Below are 18141 nucleotides of genomic sequence, written 5' to 3'. Positions count from 1 at the left end.
CGGGACGGAAGGTGGTCAGACGGCCGCGTCGGGGGCTGTTCCGTCGTCGTCGACGAGGTGGCAGGAGACCTGCCGGCCGCCGGGCAGCTCGCGCAGGACGGGCACCTCGGTGCGGCACCGTTCGGTGGCGAGCGGGCAGCGGGTGTGGAAGCGGCAGCCGGGCGGAGGGTCGAGGGGGCTCGGCAGCTCGCCGTGGAGCACGATGCGCTCGCGGGACCGCTGGAGCACCGGGTCGGGCACGGGCGCCGCGGAGAGCAGCGCCTGGGTGTAGGGGTGCTTGGGCGCGGCGAACAGCTCGGCGGTGGGGGCCTGTTCGACGATCTGGCCGAGGTACATCACGGCGATCCGGTCGGCGAGGAATTCGACGGCTGCCAGGTCGTGGGTGATGAACAGGCAGCCGAAGCCACGGTCGCGCTGGAGGTCGGCGAGGAGGTTGAGGACGGAGGCCTGCACGGAGACGTCGAGCGCCGAGGTCGGTTCGTCCGCGACGACGAGATCGGGGTCGCAGGAGAGCGCGCGGGCGATGGAGATGCGCTGGCGCTGGCCGCCGGAGAGCTCGTGCGGGTGCCGGTCGGCATGTTCGGGACGCAGCCCGACCTGGGCGAGCAGCTCCTCGACGCGCTCGCGGACGGCAGCGCCGCGGGCCCGGCGGTGCAGTTTGACGGGTTCGGCGATGATCTGGCCGATGGTCATGCGCGGGTCGAGCGAGGACGAGGGGTCCTGGAAGACCAGGTGGAAGTCCTTGCGCAGGGGACGCAGGGCACGGCGGGACAGGTGGGAGACGTCCGTACCGTTGATGTGGACGGTGCCGCCGGTGGGTTCGTCGAGACGTACGGCGCAGCGGCCGACGGTCGACTTGCCGCTGCCGGACTCCCCGACCAGGCCGACGACCTCCCCGCGGCCGACGGTGATCGAGACGCCGTCGACGGCCCGGACGGTGCCGCCGCCCGAGGCGGCGAAGTGCCGTTCCATCGAGTCGATCCGCAGCACGGGGGGCTGCTGGTCCGTGACGCCCTGGGCGCTGTCGCGCGGGGCGGGGACGGTCTGTGCTGCGGTCACTTTCCGGCCTCCTGGTCGGGTCGCGCGGGCTGGGCCGCTGAGGTGGCCGCGAGGACGTCGGACGCCTCGTCGGCGGCGTACGGGTGCCAGCACGCGGCCCGGTGGGCGGCGTCCGTCCCCGCCTTCGGGTCGACGGGCCCGAAGCCGGGGCGGCCGCCCGTACAGCTGTCGTCGGCGCGGCTGCACCGCGGCGCGAAGGTGCAGGCATCGGGCTGGCTGTCGAGGCTGGGCACCAGGCCGGGGATCTCGGGCAGCCGGCGCTTGCCCTCGCCGCCTGGCCGCAGGACTGCGCCGAGCAGGCCCCTGGTGTACGGGTGCCGGGCAGTGGCGAACAGGTCGTGGACGGGGGCCTGTTCGACGGAGCGTCCGGCGTACATGACGAGCACCCGGTCGGCCGCGTCGGCGACGACGCCGAGGTCGTGGGTGACCAGGACGATCGCGGTGCCGAGCCGTTCGCGCAGCGACTGGAGGACTTCGAGGATGCCGGCCTGCACGGTCACGTCGAGTGCGGTGGTCGGTTCGTCGGCGATGAGGACCGAGGGGTCGCAGGCGACGGCGATCGCGATCATGACGCGCTGGCGCATGCCGCCGGAGAGCTGGTGCGGGTACTCGTCGATACGGCTGCGCGGGGCGGGGATGCCGACCAGGTCGAGGAGGTCCACGGACCGCTCCCTGGCCTCCTTCCGGCTCAGCCCCTGGTGCCTGCGCAGCACCTCGCCGATCTGACGGCCGATGGTGAGGACCGGGTTCAGTGAGGTCATCGGCTCCTGGAAGATCATCGCGATGTCCTTGCCGCGGACCTTCTGGAGCTCCTTCTCCGGGGCGCCGACCAGTTCGCGGCCGCCGAGGCGGATGGAGCCGCCGATGTGAGCCGTGGGCGGCAGCAGCCCCATCACGGCCATGGAGGTGACGGACTTGCCGCACCCCGACTCCCCCACGACGGCGAGGACCTCGCCGGGATGCAGATCCCAGGAGACGCCGTCGACGGCGTGCACGGTCCGGGTGTCGGAGCGGAAGGACACCGACAGGTCGCGGACGCTCAGGACGGGGTCACCCACCGGCCGCCGCACGGATTCGAGAACGGTCTCGGTCATCGGGTCCCTCCACGGGGGTCGAGGACGTCCCGCAGTCCGTCGCCGAGCAGGTTGAAGGCCAGGGTCGCCGCGACGATCGCCAGGCCGGGGAAGACGGCGAGCCAGGGCGCGGGGGCCAGGAAGGACTGGGCGCCGGAGAGCATCACGCCGAGCGACGGGTCGGGCGGCTGGACGCCGAGGCCGAGGAAGCTGAGCAGCGCCTCGCCGATGATGGCGGCGGGGATGCCGACGGTCGCCTGGACGATCAGTGCGGAGGTGGCGTTGGGCAGGATGTGCCGGAAGAGCACGGTCCCGTCGCCGCCGCCGTTGGCGATCGCCGCGCCGACGTAGTCGACGTGCTTGAGCCGCAGCGTCTCGGCCCGGGTGATCCGGATGACTGCGGGGATCTGCGAGATGCCGATGGCGATCGTCGCGTTCGTCAGCGAGGGGCCGAGGATCGCGGCGAGCCCGACGGCGAGCACCAGGAAGGGGAACGCGAGCATGGTGTCGGTGAGCCGGGAGATCGCACCGTCGGCGAACCTCCCGTAGTAGCCGCCGACCAGCCCCAGGGGTACGCCGATCACGAACGCCAGCACGACGGCGACGAGGCCGACCTGCATGGAGGCGCGCGCCCCGAACACGATGCGGGAGAGCTGGTCGCGCCCCAGGTCGTCGGTGCCGAGCCAGTGCGCCCCGCCGGGTTCGGCGAGGACGTTCCCGAAGTCCGGCTGGGAGGGGTCGTACGGGGCGATCAGCGGAGCGAGAAGCGCGACCAGGATGAAGACGGCGGCGATGATGCCACCGGTCATGGCCAGTCGGTTCCTGCGCAGGGCGCGGAGCCGTCCGTTGCCGGTCCGCTTCTTCGCGGGCTGCGAAACGGTGGGGAGCGCTGGGGTCGCTGTGGTCACCGGGCACCTCCGAGCCGGATGCGCGGGTCGATGACCGAATAGACCACGTCGACCAGCAGATTGATGAGGATGTAGGCGGCGGAGGTGCAGAGCACCACGGCCTGCAGCGTCGCGTAGTCACGGGTGAAGACGGCGTCGATGGTGAGCTTGCCGAAGCCGGGCAGGACGAAGATCTGCTCGGTGACGACGGCGCCGGAGATCAGGTGGCCGAGCTGGAGCCCCAGCACGGTCACGACGGTGACGAGCGAGTTGCGCAGGGCGTGCCCGCCGACGACGGACCGCTTCGACAGTCCCTTGGCGCGGGCGGTGCGCACATAGTCGGCGGAGAGCGAGTCGAGCATCGCCGCCCGGGTCTGGCGCATCACGACGGCGGCGAGCCCGGAGCCGAGCACGATCGCGGGCAGCACCATGCGGCGCAGGTTGTCGACCGGGTCCGTACCGAAGGGGACGTAACCGGAGGCCGCGAACACCGGTACGGCGATGGCGAATCCGAGGACCAGCACGATGCCGAGCCAGAAGGTCGGGATGGAGAGGCCGATCAGCGCGATGATGTTGGCGACCCACTCCTCGGGCTTCCCGCGCCGTACGGCGGCGACGACTCCGGCGCCGATGCCGAGGACCACGGCGAGCAGCAGGGAGAGCGCGGCCAGTTCCAGGGTGACGGGAAGGGCCTGCCCGATCGCGTCGGCGACCGGGAGCCCGGTCCGGGAGGAGGTTCCGAGGTCGCCGGTGAGGGCGTGGCCGATGAATCGGGCGTACTGCACGACGATGTTGTCGTCGAGGCCGTACGCCTCACGGATCGCGGCGAGCGCCTCGGGGCTCCGCTCCTCACCGGCCAGGGCGAGGGCGGGGTCGCCGGGCAGCGCCCGGATGCCGGCGAACACCACGATCGAGACCAGGAAGAGTGTGATGAGGGACTGACGCAACCGCGTCAGCAGGTATTTCGTCATCGGGTGTACCCCGCAGTCGTGACGCGGACCAGACCGTCGCCGTAGACGCGGATGCCCGCGACGTCCTTGGTGGCGACGACGTAGTTCTTCTGCCGGTAGAGGTAGATCAGCGTGTGGGCGTCCTGCACACGCCGGGTGAGCTCGTCGTAGATCTCGGTGCGCCGCGCCGGGTCGGCGACGGTGCGGCCCTCGGCGATGAGCTTGTCGATCCCGGGATCGCCGAGGCCGTAGGCGTTCATGGCGCCGGCGGTCTTGAGGAAGTTGGAGACGTTGCCGTCGGGGTCGAGCCGGCCGGACCAGCCGCTGGTGAAGACGTCATAGTGTCCGGCGTCGGTCTCGGAGAGCATGGTGGCGTACTCGGTGGGCCGCAGCGAGAGGTCGAACCCGGCCTCCTTGACCATGGCCTGGAGGACCTGGCCGACCCGCCCCTGTTCGGGGGTGGTGGAGGTCTTCAGCTCGATCTTGAGCGGGGTCTTCACGCCCGCCTCCTTCAGCAGCTTCTTCGCCTTGGCGATGTCGCGCTTCGGGCAGTCCTCGGGCTTGACGCCTGGGGCGATGGCGGACTGCGGCGAGATGGGGCCGCAGGCCGGTTCGTACATGCCCTGGAAGACGACCTCGTTGAGGGTGTCGCGGTCGATCGCGAGCTCGAACGCCTCACGGACGCGGACGTCCCGGGCGATCGGGGTGTCGAGCTTCCCGGGCTTCTGTCCGAGGCCGTTCACGTTGCCGACGTTGAGGCCGATGCCCTGGTAGCCGAGCGAGGGCGAGTTGAAGAGCTGGAGCTTCGGCTCGGTGAGGGCGCTCTGTACGTCGATGGGGCCCATCTGGTCGCCGACCTGAAGGTCGCCGGAGCGCAGGTTGGCCAGCCGGACGTTTCCGTCGGGGATGGGCTTGTAGACGACCCCGTCGAGGTGGACCTTGTCCGCGTCGTAGTAGTTCGGGTCCTTCTTCAGCACGATCCGGTCGCCGCCGACCCGCTCGACGAAGCGGAAGGGTCCGACACAGGAGGGATGGTTGGTGAAGTTCTTCCCGTACTTCTTGAGCGCGGTCGGTGACATCACCATCCCCGCCCGGTCGGCGAGGACGCCGGTGAGCGGTACGTAGGGCTGCTTGAGCTTCATCCGTACCGTTTCGGGGCCGGTGGCCTCGATGGACGTGACCGGGGCGAGCTCCGTGCCACGGGCGGATCCGGGGAGATCGCGGTGGCGAAGCAGCGAGGTGACGACGGCTGCGGCGTCGAGCCGGGTGCCGTCGCTGAACCTCAGGTCGCGGCGCACCTTCAGGGTGACGGTGCGGCCGTCGGCCGAGGTGGTGGGCAGTGCGGCAGCGAGCTGCGGCACGACGACACCGTCCTCGTCGATGTCGTAGAGCTTCTCGCACATGCCCGCGAAGACCGTGCGGCCGACGAGGGTCTGGGCGAGCGTGGGGTCGAGTTTGTCCGGGTCGGAGTTGAGAGCGACGGTGAGTGTCCCGCCGTCGCGTACGGACCGGTCGTCGGTTTTCCGTACACCGCCGACCTCGGTCGCCGAGGACTGCAGCGACGCGCAGCCCGAGGTGAGGGACACCAATGCAACCGCCACCAGGGCAACCGCTTTTCGGCGCACGAGGGCCTACCTCCCGCCAGGGGGTGATCAAGGAATATCGCAGACCGTATTTCGCATACAGTCCGCAAGGCAAGGGGGGTGCCCACATACCGGACGGTTTTTACTGACGATCGGATAACGGCCGCACACACGATGCGCACACGAGGGTGGAATACCGGATCAAACGCCGATTCGGGCGGCGAGCACGGGGATAAACGACGAATCGGGCCCCTTGGTGCACAAGCACCAAGGGGCCCGTCGGATGGCTGCCGGGGCCGGCAGGGTTACCGGTCAGCCGGCGTACTGGGCGAACACCTTCGTGAAGTCCCAGGGCTGCTGGGAGACGCCCGAGCAGGTGTCGGCGCCGCCGCCCGTGCAAGGGCGGTCGCGGTTGACCGACCAGAAGGTCAGCCGGGCGAGGTGCCGCTGCTGCGCGTACCCGAGGATGGTGCGGAAGTCCGCCACCGTCACGGTCTCACTGTTGTCGGTGATGCCGTTCATCGAGGAGATGCCGGTGTGCCGGTAGGCCTGGTCGTCCGAGTAGCCGTAGGCGCTCTTGACCGTGTTCTTCAGCCCCTCGGCCGCACTGACGGTGAGGGCGCCCATGTTCTGGCCCGCCCCGCCGAAGTTGAACGGCATGATCGTCCAGCTGTCCACGGTCAGCCCGGACGAGGCGGCCTTGCGGATCAGGCTGTCGTCGGGGCCGTTCTGTCCGGTGCCGAAGGTGACGTAGACCTTGAGCCCGGGATTGTTGGCCTTGACCGTCTTCAGCGCGTCGACGGTGCGCTGCTGGACGGTGGCGCTGTCGTACGCCTCGGCCTCGATGTCGATGTCGATGGCCTTGAGCCCGTAGGCGTTGATGACCTTCTGGTACGCGGCTGCCAGCTCACCCGCACTGGAGCAGGAGCTCTCCAGCTTGTTGCCGCTCCAGCCTCCGAAGGACGGGATCACGTCGCCGCCCGCGCCCCGGACGGTGTTGACGGTCTGCTGGTCGACCCCGCCCGTCAGCGGCCTGCCGCCGTCCCACTGCGGGTTGCAGTAGCCGTTGCTGAGGACGAAGGCGAGGGTGAACCACTTGACGCCGGTGGCGTTCATGACGGTGGTCGGGCTGGGCGGGCTGCCCCAGCCGTTGTAGAGGTACGGGGCGACTGCCATCGCGCCGGCGGGCGGCGTCGGGTCTCCTCCGCCGGTGGGCGCGGTCCACTTCTGGTTGGCGGTGCCCGTGCAGGTCCAGATCTGCAGCCGGGCGCCGTTGGCGGAACTGTTGCCGGTGACATCCAGGCACTTGTCCGCCTGCGGATTGACGATGTCGTGCGCCGCGGTGACGGTCCAGCGCTGGGCCGCGGAGCCGTTGCAGTCCCACAGCTGGACCGCGGTGCCGTCCGCCGTCCCGGCCGATGTCACGTCAAGACACTTGCCCAGAGCCTTGACGCTCCCGTCCGAGCCGACGTCCCACTGCTGGGCATTGCTTCCGTTGCAGTCGTAGAGCTGCACCGGAGTGCCGTTGGCGGTACTCGCCCCGGCCACGTCCATACACTTGCCGGCCAGTCCCGTGATCTGCCCGGTCGCCGCGGTGGCACCCAGGGCAGGTGATCCGGTCAGACCGGCCAGCAGAGCCGCGGCCGCCCCGGCACCGAGCAGGCTCCGGACGGCGGGCGCACGTCTGCCGGAGACGTGACGTCTCATCAACTGCTTACCGTCCACTTCTGGTTGGCGGTGCCGGTGCAGGTCCAGATCTGGAGCCGGGTGCCGTTGGCCGAAGTGTTGCCGCTGACGTCCAGGCACTTGTCCGCCTGCGGACTGACGATGTCGCGCGCCCCGCTCACGGCCCAGCGCTGGGCCGCCGACCCGTTGCAGTCCCACAACTGCACGACCGTGCCGTCGGCGGTTCCGCCCGACGCCACGTCGAGGCACTTGCCGAGCGCACGGATCGTGCCGTCCGCGTTCACGCTCCACCGCTGGGCGTTGGATCCGTTGCAGTCGTAGAGCTGCACCGGGGTCCCGTTGGCGGTGGCCGCCGCGGCGACGTCCACGCACTTGCCGGCCAGACCCGTGATCGGTCCGCCCGTTGCCGGCTGACTGTCGCTGGTGGTGACGCGCACGTGGTCGACCACCAGTTGCTGGGGGAAGGACGTGTTGCCGTCGGGGTCGCCCGGCCAGTAGCCACCGACGGCGAGGTTGAGGATGAGGAAGAAGGGCTTGTTGAAGGCCCAGGTGTTGGAGCCGGTGTCGGCGGGCGTGCGGTGCTGGTAGACGTTGCCGTCGACGGACCAGGTGACCGAGTCGGGCGCCCAGTCGATGGCGAAGGTGTGGAAGTCGTCGGCGAAGGCCTGCCCGTTCGGGAGCGTGTACCCGGCGCCGATTCCGGCCGAGCCGGAGTAGCCGGGACCGTGCAGGGTGCCATGGACGGTGGAGGGCTCGAAGCCGACGTTCTCCATGATGTCGATCTCACCGGAGTTGGGCCAGCCGACCTGACCGATGTCGTCACCGAGCATCCAGAAGGCCGGCCACATGCCCTGCCCGCGCGGGATCTTCATCCGCGCCTCGACGTGACCGTAGGTCTGGGTGAACTTCCCGGAGGTGTTGAGCCGTGCCGAGGTGTACTGGCAGGTGCCGTACCAGCACTGGTAGTTGTTCGGGTTCTCCTTGCGCGCGGTGATGACCAGATGTCCCTGGCCGTCCAGCGCTGCGTTGCTGTTGCCCGCCGTGTAGTACTGCCGCTCGTGGTTGTTGACGTTGTCGCCGGTCTCGATCTGCCACTTGCTGCCGTTCACCGCCGAGCCGGCGGCGCCGTCGAACTCGTCGGCGAACGTCGTGGCCGCGGCGGCCGCCGCCGTGTCCGCCATCGGGGCGGTCGCCGCGGATGCGGGTCCGCCGCTGCCCGCGAGGGCCGTCGTGACCAGGGCAAGAGTGAGAACCGAGAGTACGGAGTGCAGCAGGCGCCGCGTACGGCGTGGGGAGTCCATGACTCTCCCTTCCGGTGCGTGAGGGGGAGGAAGGGGAACTTGTCATGCATATGACAGGCACATGCATGGCAGGTACAGGGCGCGAGGGGCGTGCGAGAGCCGCGCCGACCGAAGTGGGGGTGCTGGGTGACGTAACGCGTGCGACGGTGAGGCCGCTTAGTTCACTAGGTGATTTAAGAAGTGAACTAAGCGGGTGTCAAGACCTTGGTACATACCACTGATCGATCCGGCGGAGAGGCGCCCCCGGAGTGCGAGAACACCCCCGCCCCGGTAGCCATGGCCCGGTGGACACCGCGGAAATCCGCCAAGAGTCGAAGCGATGACACCGGCAGGAACGGAGCCGGCCCGCAGGCATTCGCTGAATGCCTGCGGGCCGGCGTCGCGGCTGTGGCTCCCGGCGCTTGCCAGGACCCTGTGTCACTTCTGCCAGCCGACCGTTTCCGGGAGCGGGGTGTAGAAGATGGTCGCGCCGGCGTTGGCCAGGCCCTTCTTCACTCCGTAGGTGGAGGGACCGCTGAACAGCGGCAGGAAGGCGTACTGCTGGAGCGCCTTCTTCTCGACCTCGTTGACCGCCGCGACCTGCTCGTCGAGGTCCGCGATCTGGGTGGTGGCGCGGATCTCCTTGTCCAGGGCCGGCGTGCCCGCACCGGTGATGTTGGAGTCACGGTCCGAGCAGTAGAAATCGCACAGGTAGCGGGCTCCGAACGGATCCATGGAACGGTTGCCCGAAAGGAACAGGTCGAACCTGCGGTCGCTGAGGATCTTGGAGAAGTCCGCGTCGTCACCCTTCTTGATGACGAGATGGATGCCGGCCGGCTTCAGCATCGCGGCGAAGGCGCCCGCGGTGGCCTTGCCCAGCGGGTCGTCGCCCAGGAGGGTGTAGCCGACTTCCAGCTTCTTGCCGTTCTTGACGCGGATGCCGTCGTCCCCTGCCTTCCAGCCCGCCGCGTCGAGCGTCTTCCTCGCCTCGTCCGGCGCGTACTTCAGAACAGCCGAGAAGTTGTCCGCATAGCCCTTCTGGAAGCTGTAGAGCACCGCCGAGCCGGGCAGCGGCTCCGTGTAGTCGAGCCCCTGGAACTGGATCTTCGCGATCTGTGCCCGGTCGACGCTCTCCTGGATGGCCTTGCGGACGGCCTTGTCCGAGAGGACTGCCGACTTCGTGTTGAAGTAGAGGGAGTACTCGAAGGGGCTGCCACCGCTGCGGATCTCCGTGCCCTTGAGCCCCTTGACCTGCTTGAGGCTCTCCGCGTCGACGGCGGAGACGTAGTCGATCTGCCCGTTCTTGAAGGCGTTGACCGCCGCGGTCGACTCCAGGTTGACGTAGGTGCGCTTGTCGAGCTTGCCCTTCTTGCCCCACCACTTCGGGTTGCGGACGAAGGTGATGTTGCCGGAGTGCGTGTCCCACCTGCCGACGGTGTACGGCCCGGCGCCCCACTCCGGGTGGGCCTTCTTCACGTACGCCTTGTTGAAGTTCTCGACGGTGGCGGCCTTGGGGTGCAGGAAGGTGGTGAACAGGGTGGACCAGGCGGCGTTGGCGCCCTTGAAGGTGATGACGGCCTGCTTGGCGTCCTTGCCTTTCGCGACCGAGGTGATCTGGTCGTAGCCGTCCGTGGACGACGCCGCGAACTCCTTGTCCGAGCCGTTGTTGGCCTTCCAGGTGGCTTCGATCGCCGTCCAGTCGATCGGTGTGCCGTCGTTGAAGGCGGCCTTCGGGTTGATCGTCAGCGTGACCTTCTGGTTCCCGCCCTCGACCGCTACCTTCACATCGGTGTAGTAGTCGGGGTTGTACTGCACCTCACCGGTGGGTGAGTACGTGATCGCGTCGGCGTTGTACCAGCCCCAGACCCGGGACGCGGTCAGTGTGGCATTGACGTTGAACGGGTTGCCCTGGTCGTCGAAGGTGCCGACCGTCGTGTACGTCCCGCCGTCCTTGATGTTCTCGTACGGCTGGGGGTTGAAGTCGACCGCGGCCGAAGCGGCCTTGGGGTCGTCCTTCCTGTCCGCGTCGGCCCCGTCCTTGCCCGAGGAGGACTGGCACGCGGTGGCGGCGACGGAGATGGCGGCGATCAGGGCGAGGGGCAGGGCCAGTCTTGCGCGCATGGCGGAATGGTTCCTTCTGATTCGGTGGGGTGTACGGGAGAGCCCGGTGACGGGCGGGGTGAACTGCCCGGGGGCCCGGACCGGCGGGTCCTGGTCCCCGGGCGGGACGGCCTCAGACGGCGTGACAGGCGTACTGGTGGCCGGGCCGGCCGGCCACGGAGGCGGGCGCGGGACGTTCCGTACGACAGCGCTCGCGCACCGCCTCGCCGGCGACGCGGTACAGGGGGCAGCGGTCGACGAAGACGCAGCCCGCCGGCAGCCGGGCGGCGCTCGGCTGTTCGCCCTCCAGCACGACGCGTTCGCGGGTGCGTTCCCGCTGCGGGTCGGGGACCGGGATCGCCGACAGCAGCGCCCGGGTGTACGGGTGCTTCGGATCGGAGAAGAGCGTCTCGGTGTCGCCGGTCTCCACGATGTGCCCCAGGTACATCACCGCGATGCGGTCGGAGATGTACCGGACCACGGCCAGGTCGTGGGCGACCACGAGGTAGGCGAGACCGAGTTCGCGCTTGAGCCGGGCCAGCAGGTTGATCACCCCCGCCTGCACCGACACGTCCAGCGCCGAGAGCGGCTCGTCGAGCACGAGCAGTTTCGGCTCGGTGGCCAGAGCGCGGGCGATGCCGATCCGCTGGCGCTGACCGCCGGAGAGCGCGGCCGGGAAACGGTCGCTCACCGTGGCGTCCAGACCTACCAGCGCGAGGAGTTCGTCGACGCGGGTACGGATCGAATCGCGGTCCCGCCCGATGGCCCGCAGGGGCTCGGCAAGCAGTTGGAAGACGGGCAGCCGCGGGTCGAGAGCTCCCAGCGGGTCCTGCATCACGATCTGGACGTCGCGCCGCAACTCCCGTACGCGCGCGGCGGATCCCACCGCACCGACCTCCGTGCCGGCGATCTCGATCCGCCCGCCCTCGGGTTGCCTCAGCCTGAGAATCTCCAGCAGTGTCGTGGTCTTGCCGCTGCCCGACTCGCCCACGAGACCGAGGGTCTCCCCCGCCCGCAGCTCGAAGCTGACCCGGTTGACGGCCCGCAGCGTGCCGACCCGGCGCTTGAGGACGGCCCCCTTGGTGACGGGGAAGGTCTTGACGAGGTCCTCCACGCGGAGCACCACGTCGCCGGCGGCGCGGGCCTCCTGAGGGGCTGCCGCGACCGGCTCGACGGCCCCCGCCGGATCCAGCGCCCCGCCGGCGATCTCGTCCGCGCGCAGGCAGGCCACGTCTCCGTGCCCCGTGACCTCGCGAAGTCCGGGTTCGTCGGTGCGGCACGCGTCGAGGGCGACCGCGCAGCGGCTCGCGAAGGGGCAGCCGACCGGGAGGCCCACCAGTGCGGGCGGCTCCCCGCCGATCGGGAGCAGGGGCCGGTGGACGCCGCTGTCCACGGTCGGCACGGCGGCGAGCAGCCTCGCGGTGTACGGCATGACGGGCCGGGCGAAGAGTTCCCCGGCGCCCGCCCGCTCGACGATCCGGCCCGCGTACATGACGGCGATGTCGTCGGCGTGGCCGGCGACGACCCCGAGGTCGTGCGTGATGAGGACGAGTCCGGCACCGGTCTCCTTCTGCGCCAGCCTGAGCACGTCGAGGATCTGGGCCTGCACGGTGACGTCGAGGGCGGTGGTGGGCTCGTCGGCGACGAGCACGGAGGGCTTGTTGGCGATCGCCATGGCGATGACGACGCGCTGGCGCATCCCGCCGGAGAACTCGTGGGGGAAGGACCTGGCCCGGCCCCGCGGGTCGGGGATGCCGACGAGGTCGAGCAGTTCCACGGCCTGTTCCCAGGCGGCCCGCTTCGTCAGGTCCTGGTGGATCCGCAGGGTGTCGGAGAGCAGCCGGCCCACGGTGAAGATGGGGGTGAGCGCGGACAGCGGGTCCTGGAAGACCATGCCGATGGCGTTGCCCCGTATCCCGGAGAGGGCCTTGTCGCCGAGGCCGATCAGGTCCCGTCCGCCGAGCAGCACCTGGCCCCGCAGGTCGGCGGAGGGCGGCAGCAGGCCCATGATGCCCATGGCGGTGGCCGATTTGCCCGAGCCGGATTCGCCGACGATGCCGAGGGTGCGGCCCGGCAGGAGATCGAAGCCGACACCACGCACCGCCTCGACGGGTCCGGCTTCGGAGGGGAAGGAGACCCGCAGGTCCCGTACCGAGAGGACGGGGGTGCCGGCGTCACCGGGCAGGGGGGCCGTGGACGTGGTCGTCGCGAGGGTCATCGTCGGCCTCCTGCCGCACCGGTCACGGATGTGGGGTCCAGGGCGTCACGGAGTCCGTCGCCGACGAAGGTCATCGAAACGGTGAGCAGGACGACCAGGCCCGCGGGGAAGGCGAACAGCCAGGGAGCGCTCGTGACGGTGCTCGCACCGTCCGCGAGCATCGTGCCGAGGGAGACGTCCGGGGTCTGGACACCGAACCCGAGGAAGGACAGGGCGGTTTCGCTGAGCACGGTCGCGACGACGCCGAGCGTGAGGTTGACGATCAGCAGCGAGCCGAGGTTGGGGATGATGTGGCGCAGGATGATGCGCAGCGGACCGACTCCCATGAACTCGGCCGCCGTCACGTAGTCCCGCTCGCGCAGGGAGGTCGAGACGGACCAGATCACCCTCGCGGTGGACATCCAGCCGAACAGCGTCAGCACGACGATGAGGATCCGCCAGTCGCCGGCGAGGCGGTTGGAGACCAGAGCGAGGATGAGGAACGAGGGGACGATCAGCAGGAAGTGGATGACGGCGAGCGTGGCCTTCTCCACCCGGCCGCCGAAGTACGCGGCGCCGGAGCCGATGACGGCGGCGACGACGACGGTCAGGACGGACACGCTCACGGCGATCGCGAGGGAGCGCCTGAGTCCGTGCACGGCGGAGGCGTAGATGTCGTTGCCGCCCTGGTTGGTGCCGAACCAGTGACTCGCGCTCGGAGGCTGGGTGAGTGCGGCGAAGTCGGCGTCGGAGTACGCGTACGAGGTGAACAGGCCACCCACCGCGCTGAACAGCACCAGAGCCACGAAGATCACCACACCGACGACGGCGAGCCGGTTGCGCAGGAAGCGCCTCAGGTAGAGCCGGGCGAGGCCGAGGTGACGTCCGTCCTTGTGTGCGCCACGCGCCGCTTGCGGCTGCCCGGCGGGCGCAGGGGTGGCCAGGTCGGTGGACAGGCCGGTGGTCAGTTCGGTGGACATGTCAGCTCACCCTCACGCGCGGGTCGAGGAAGACCGTGGCGATGTCCGCGAGGATCGCGCCGATCGCGGTCAGCGCGGCGGCGAAAGCGGCTGTCGCGACCGTGCCGTGGACGTCGTTCTTGCTGATGGTCTGGATGAAGTAGCGGCCCATACCGTTCCAGCCGAAGATCGTCTCGGTGATGATGGCGCCGGTGAAGATGGCCGGGACGCTGAATGCCACGGAGGTCGCCGTCGGGATGAGCGCGGTCCGCAGGGCGTGTCTGCGGATTGCCTGGGCCCGGGTGAGTCCGGTGGCCCGGGCCGTGCGCACGAAGTCGGCGTTGATGGTGTCGAGCAGGAGCGAACGCTGCGTCAGGTGGTAGCCGACGTACCCCATCAGGGTCAGCGTCAGGGTCGGCAGGATCAGGTGCAGCATGCGGTCGCCGACGGTCGGGAGCAGTCCTTCGACGTTCGGCGAGTTCTCCCCGGCGACGTAGAGGAAGTGCAGCCCGGCGTGCTGGTTCAGCCAGATGGCGACGAAGACCACACCGAGCGCGGCGACGGACGTCGGGACGTTGAACACCGCGATGGAGACGGCCTGCGAGACCCGGTCGGCCCAGCCGTACTGCCTCGACGCCGTGTACACACCCAGCGTGACACCGAGCACGACGGAGAGGATCGTCGCGATGACGACCAGCTCCGCGCTGACGAGCGAGCGGTAGCCGATCTCTCCGTTGACGGAGACACCCGTGGGTGACCTCCCCCAGTCGAAGTGGACGACCACTGAGGTGAACCAGTCCCACCACCGCTGCACCACCGGCACCTGGGGATCCAGATTGTAGGGCGCGAGCGCCCGGTCGATCTGCGCCTCGCTGCGGACCGGCCGCAGCTCCTTGAAGTTCGACCGCGGGTCCAGAAACCAACTGGCCAGAAAATACGTGGCGTTGGTCGAGACCACGATCATCAGGAGCCAGCCCGTGGCCTTGCGCGTCACATAGCGCAGCACGGGCAGCACCTCCTCACCACGCGAAGGAGGTGCGCCGAGGGGGCGCCGGGTCTGGGGGGCGTTTGCATGCGCGGTGGAGCCTTCTGGGGGGACGGAACACAAGTACAGGAGTACGAGCGTCAGTCTCATCCGTGGTCCGGCGGCGCCACCAGGCCCTGGCCCATCCCGCCACGACGTCGCAATACCGCCGTTGCAAACAGTCCGGACAGATCATGATTTGTACATGGAACGCGCTTCGTCCGGGGTCGGGCCCTCGCTGCGCCGGCTGCGGACTAAAAGCCGCGATGGCGGCGTTATGCCTGGTCGGAGCCGATTCGTACGCATGGGAACCGGCGGAACTGGAGGCATGGCTGTGCACGGTGAGTACAAGGTCCCCGGCGGCAAGCTGGTCGTGGTGGATCTGGACGTCCAGGGCGGGGCGCTGCGCGACGTACGGGTGGCGGGTGACTTCTTCCTGGAGCCGGACGAGGCGATCCTGACGATCGACGCGGCGCTGGAGGGGGCTCCGGCCACCACCGACACCGCGGGGCTGGCCGCCCGGATCGACGCGGCCCTCCCGGAGTCGACGGTGATGCTCGGACTCACGTCGGAGGGTGTCGCCGTCGCCGTGCGCCGGGCCTTGGCGCACGCCACGGAGTGGAGCGACTACGACTGGCAGCTCATCCACGACGCCCCGCAGTCCCCCGCGCTCCACATGGCGCTCGACGAGGTCATCACGGCCGAGGTCGCCGCGGGCCGACGGCCTCCGACGCTCCGGGTGTGGGAGTGGGACTCCCCCGCGGTGATCATCGGCAGCTTCCAGTCCCTGCGCAATGAGGTCGACGCGGCAGGCATCGACCGCCACGGCGTCACGGTGGTCCGGCGCATCTCCGGGGGCGGGGCGATGTTCGCGGAGCCGAGCAGCACCATCACCTACTCGCTCGCGGTGCCCCAGTCCCTCGTCTCCGGTCTCTCCTTCGCCGACAGCTACGCCTATCTGGACGACTGGGTGCTCGAAGCGCTCGGCGACATGGGGATCAAGGCCTGGTACCAGCCGCTCAACGACATCGCGACCGAGGTCGGGAAGATCGCGGGCGCGGCGCAGAAGCGCATGGTGGGGCCGGACGGAGGACCCGGCGCGGTGCTGCACCACGTGACCATGTCGTACGACATCGATGCCGACAAGATGCTCGACGTCCTGCGCATCGGCAAGGAGAAGATGTCCGACAAGGGCACGAAGAGCGCCAAGAAGCGCGTCGACCCCTTGCGCAGGCAGACGGGTCTGCCCCGGCAGGCCGTCATCGAGCGAATGATCGAGTCGTTCCGCAACCGGCACGGCCTCAGTCAGGGCAAGGTGACCCCGGACGAGCTGGCCCGGGCCGAGGAGCTCGTCCGCACGAAGTTCGGCACGGCCGAGTGGACCGCCCGGGTGCCGTAGGGGGCGGTGGCCGAGGCGCCGCCGGACGTCACCGTTCGCGCGGGGTGACGAGACCCGACTCGTAGGCGAAGACGACGAGTTGGGCGCGGTCGCGGGCCCCGAGCTTGATCATGGCGCGGCTGATGTGCGTCTTGGCGGTGAACGGGCTGATGACCATGTGCGTGGCGATCTCCTCGTTCGTCAGCCCCCGGGCAGCCAGCGCGCTGACCTCCCGCTCCCGGCGGGTCAGGGTCTCGAAGCCGGGTGCGGTCGTCCGGTCGGGGGGCCGGGCGACGAACTCGCCGATCAGTCTGCGCGTGATGGCGGGCGAGAGCAGGGCGTCGCCGCGGGCCGCGACACGGACGGCCCGGAGCAGTTCGGCGGGTTCGGTGTCCTTCAGCAGGAAGCCCGCCGCGCCGGCGCGCAGTGCGTCGAACACGTACTCGTCCAGGCCGTAGTTGGTCAGGATCACCACATGGACCCCGCCCAGCAGCGGGTCGGCGGCGATCGCCCGGGTGGCCTCGATCCCCGTCATCACCGGCATCTGCACGTCGACGAGGGCGATGTCGGGGGTGTGCAGCCGGGCCAGCTCCAGCCCCTCGCGGCCGTTGGCGGCCTCGCCGACCACCTCGATGCCGTCCTCCGCGTCGAGCAGTGCCCGGAAGCCCGCCCGCATGAGGGCCTGGTCGTCGACGATGAGGACCCGGATCGGGGCCTCGGTGCCCTCGCTCACGCGAGGGATCCTGCGGTGTGCAGGGGCAGTTCGGCGTGCACGGAGAAGCCGCCGGCCCGGCGCGGTGCGGCGGCCAGGGTGCCGCCGAGCGCCGTGACCCGCTCCCGCATGCCGGTGAGGCCGGTGCCCGCGGTGACGGTGTCGTCCGGGCCGCACGGGCCGTGGTCGTCGACGTGCACGGTCAGCGCGTCCGGTCCGTAGGCCAGCCGGACGGTGGTCGGGGCCCGGTCGGCGTGCCGGGCCACGTTGGTGAGGGCTTCCTGCACGATGCGGTACGCGGCATGGTCCACGGCCACGGGCAGCGGCCGCTCCTCGCCGCTGACGGTGACCGCGAGCGCGATGCCCGCGCTGCGGGCCCGCTCGGCGAGTTCACCGATCCGGTCGAGTCCGGTGCCGGGCTCGACCACGTCGGTGCGCAACACCTCCAGCGTGGCGCGCAGTTCACGCATCGCCTCACCGCTCGCCTCCTGGATGGCGAGCAGAGCGGGCTCCACCTCGCTGCCGCGCTTGCGGGCCAGGTGGACAGCAACTCCCGCCTGGAGCTTGACGATCGAGATGGAGTGGGTGAGCGAGTCGTGGAGTTCGCGGGCGATCCGCAGCCGCTCCTCCCCCGCGCGGCGCAACGCGGCCTCGTCCCGGGTGCGTTCGGCGTCGAGCGCCCGCTGTTCGGTCTGGCGCAGATAGGCCTGCCAGTTCTTGTCGATGAGTCCGGTGACCCCGGCGCAGAGGAACCACCCGAGCAGCAGCGCGGTCCGCTCCACGACCCCCTCGGCAGCGGGTGAGGCGGTGATCAGGACGGTGAAGTAGCCGACGAGGAAGAGTGCACCGGCCGCGACGCCCCAGGCGCGGTGACCGCTGCGGGCGGCGGCGTGCACGGCGGCCAGCACGGGGAACGCCGCCCAGGTGCCCGGGTGCGCGTGGAGCACGTAGCCGGACATGGCGAGCGTGGTGACGGCCAGCACCGTGCGCGGTGCGCGGCGGTGCTCGGCGAGGGCCAGCGACCCGGTCGCGACGAGCACCAGGTCGAGTGCGCCGGGCTCCGAGGCCAGGCAGGCGGCGACGGTGACCGCCGCACCGATCGCCACCGCGAGTACCGCGTCCAGCAGTCGGGTGCGGCGGCCGATGTCCCCCGTGTCCCCCATGTGCCGCACCCTAACTCCCTTACGACGGTGGCGGCATCAGCCCTGGGGACCGGCCAGGCACTACTCCCCGGGCAGTAGTGCCGGGCCGTC

14 protein-coding genes are annotated in these 18141 nt (G+C 70.0%); 1 reads left to right on the top strand and 13 read right to left on the bottom strand.

The window, feature by feature from the left end:
• Positions 1-15 precede the first annotated feature (15 nt).
• The 11 genes from ACIOEW_RS07230 to ACIOEW_RS07180 form a co-directional block, all read right to left on the bottom strand.
• Positions 16-972, bottom strand: a complete 957-nt coding sequence (locus ACIOEW_RS07230) for an ABC transporter ATP-binding protein (protein WP_401962960.1) — start codon at positions 970-972, stop codon at positions 16-18.
• 83 nt (positions 973-1055) lie between these two features.
• Positions 1056-2153: an ABC transporter ATP-binding protein gene (locus ACIOEW_RS07225; protein WP_401962135.1), complete on the bottom strand. Its 1098-nt coding sequence runs from the start codon at positions 2151-2153 to the stop codon at positions 1056-1058.
• Positions 2150-2962: an ABC transporter permease gene (locus ACIOEW_RS07220; protein ID WP_401962957.1), complete on the bottom strand. Its 813-nt coding sequence runs from the start codon at positions 2960-2962 to the stop codon at positions 2150-2152. Before ACIOEW_RS07220 ends, ACIOEW_RS07225 begins: the two co-directional genes overlap by 4 nt.
• 74 nt (positions 2963-3036) lie before the next feature.
• Complete coding sequence (locus ACIOEW_RS07215; protein ID WP_362557263.1) at positions 3037-3990, bottom strand: ABC transporter permease; 954 nt, start codon at positions 3988-3990, stop codon at positions 3037-3039.
• Entirely contained in the window at positions 3987-5594 is a 1608-nt protein-coding gene (locus ACIOEW_RS07210; protein ID WP_401962132.1) for an ABC transporter substrate-binding protein, read from the bottom strand. Before ACIOEW_RS07210 ends, ACIOEW_RS07215 begins: the two co-directional genes overlap by 4 nt.
• 270 nt (positions 5595-5864) lie before the next feature.
• On the bottom strand, positions 5865-7259 hold the full coding sequence (locus tag ACIOEW_RS07205) for a ricin-type beta-trefoil lectin domain protein (RefSeq protein WP_401962130.1): 1395 nt from the start codon (positions 7257-7259) through the stop codon (positions 5865-5867).
• On the bottom strand, positions 7259-8539 hold the full coding sequence (locus tag ACIOEW_RS07200; protein ID WP_401962127.1) for a lectin: 1281 nt from the start codon (positions 8537-8539) through the stop codon (positions 7259-7261). The genes ACIOEW_RS07205 and ACIOEW_RS07200 overlap by 1 nt, the downstream gene beginning before the upstream one ends.
• 417 nt (positions 8540-8956) lie before the next feature.
• On the bottom strand, positions 8957-10639 hold the full coding sequence (locus ACIOEW_RS07195; RefSeq protein ID WP_401962125.1) for an ABC transporter family substrate-binding protein: 1683 nt from the start codon (positions 10637-10639) through the stop codon (positions 8957-8959).
• 112 nt (positions 10640-10751) lie between these two features.
• Positions 10752-12836, bottom strand: coding sequence for a dipeptide ABC transporter ATP-binding protein (locus ACIOEW_RS07190; RefSeq protein WP_401962122.1), 2085 nt, complete (start codon positions 12834-12836; stop codon positions 10752-10754).
• Entirely contained in the window at positions 12833-13795 is a 963-nt protein-coding gene (locus ACIOEW_RS07185; RefSeq protein ID WP_362557424.1) for an ABC transporter permease, read from the bottom strand. The genes ACIOEW_RS07190 and ACIOEW_RS07185 overlap by 4 nt, the downstream gene beginning before the upstream one ends.
• Position 13796: 1 nt before the next feature.
• On the bottom strand, positions 13797-14780 hold the full coding sequence (locus tag ACIOEW_RS07180) for an ABC transporter permease (protein ID WP_362557426.1): 984 nt from the start codon (positions 14778-14780) through the stop codon (positions 13797-13799).
• A gap of 352 nt (positions 14781-15132) precedes the next feature.
• On the opposite strand from ACIOEW_RS07180, the gene ACIOEW_RS07175 reads away from it, so the two are divergent.
• On the top strand, positions 15133-16197 hold the full coding sequence (locus ACIOEW_RS07175; RefSeq protein ID WP_362557446.1) for a biotin/lipoate A/B protein ligase family protein: 1065 nt from the start codon (positions 15133-15135) through the stop codon (positions 16195-16197).
• A 28-nt stretch (positions 16198-16225) separates the two neighbouring features.
• Here the strand turns inward: ACIOEW_RS07175 and ACIOEW_RS07170 are convergent, their stop codons facing one another.
• Both ACIOEW_RS07170 and ACIOEW_RS07165 read right to left on the bottom strand, forming a co-directional pair.
• The gene (locus ACIOEW_RS07170; RefSeq protein WP_401962118.1) at positions 16226-16909 is read right to left on the bottom strand and encodes a response regulator; all 684 of its coding nucleotides are present in this window, start codon (positions 16907-16909) and stop codon (positions 16226-16228) included.
• On the bottom strand, positions 16906-18051 hold the full coding sequence (locus tag ACIOEW_RS07165; RefSeq protein WP_401962115.1) for a sensor histidine kinase: 1146 nt from the start codon (positions 18049-18051) through the stop codon (positions 16906-16908). The genes ACIOEW_RS07170 and ACIOEW_RS07165 overlap by 4 nt, the downstream gene beginning before the upstream one ends.
• Between the last annotated feature and the right edge of the window lie 90 nt (positions 18052-18141).

Origin of the sequence: Streptomyces sp. NPDC087901 (assembly GCF_044742205.1) — a bacterium.
Classification (GTDB): Bacteria; Actinomycetota; Actinomycetes; order Streptomycetales; family Streptomycetaceae; genus Streptomyces.
This window is presented reverse-complemented; position numbering and strand designations above follow the sequence as displayed.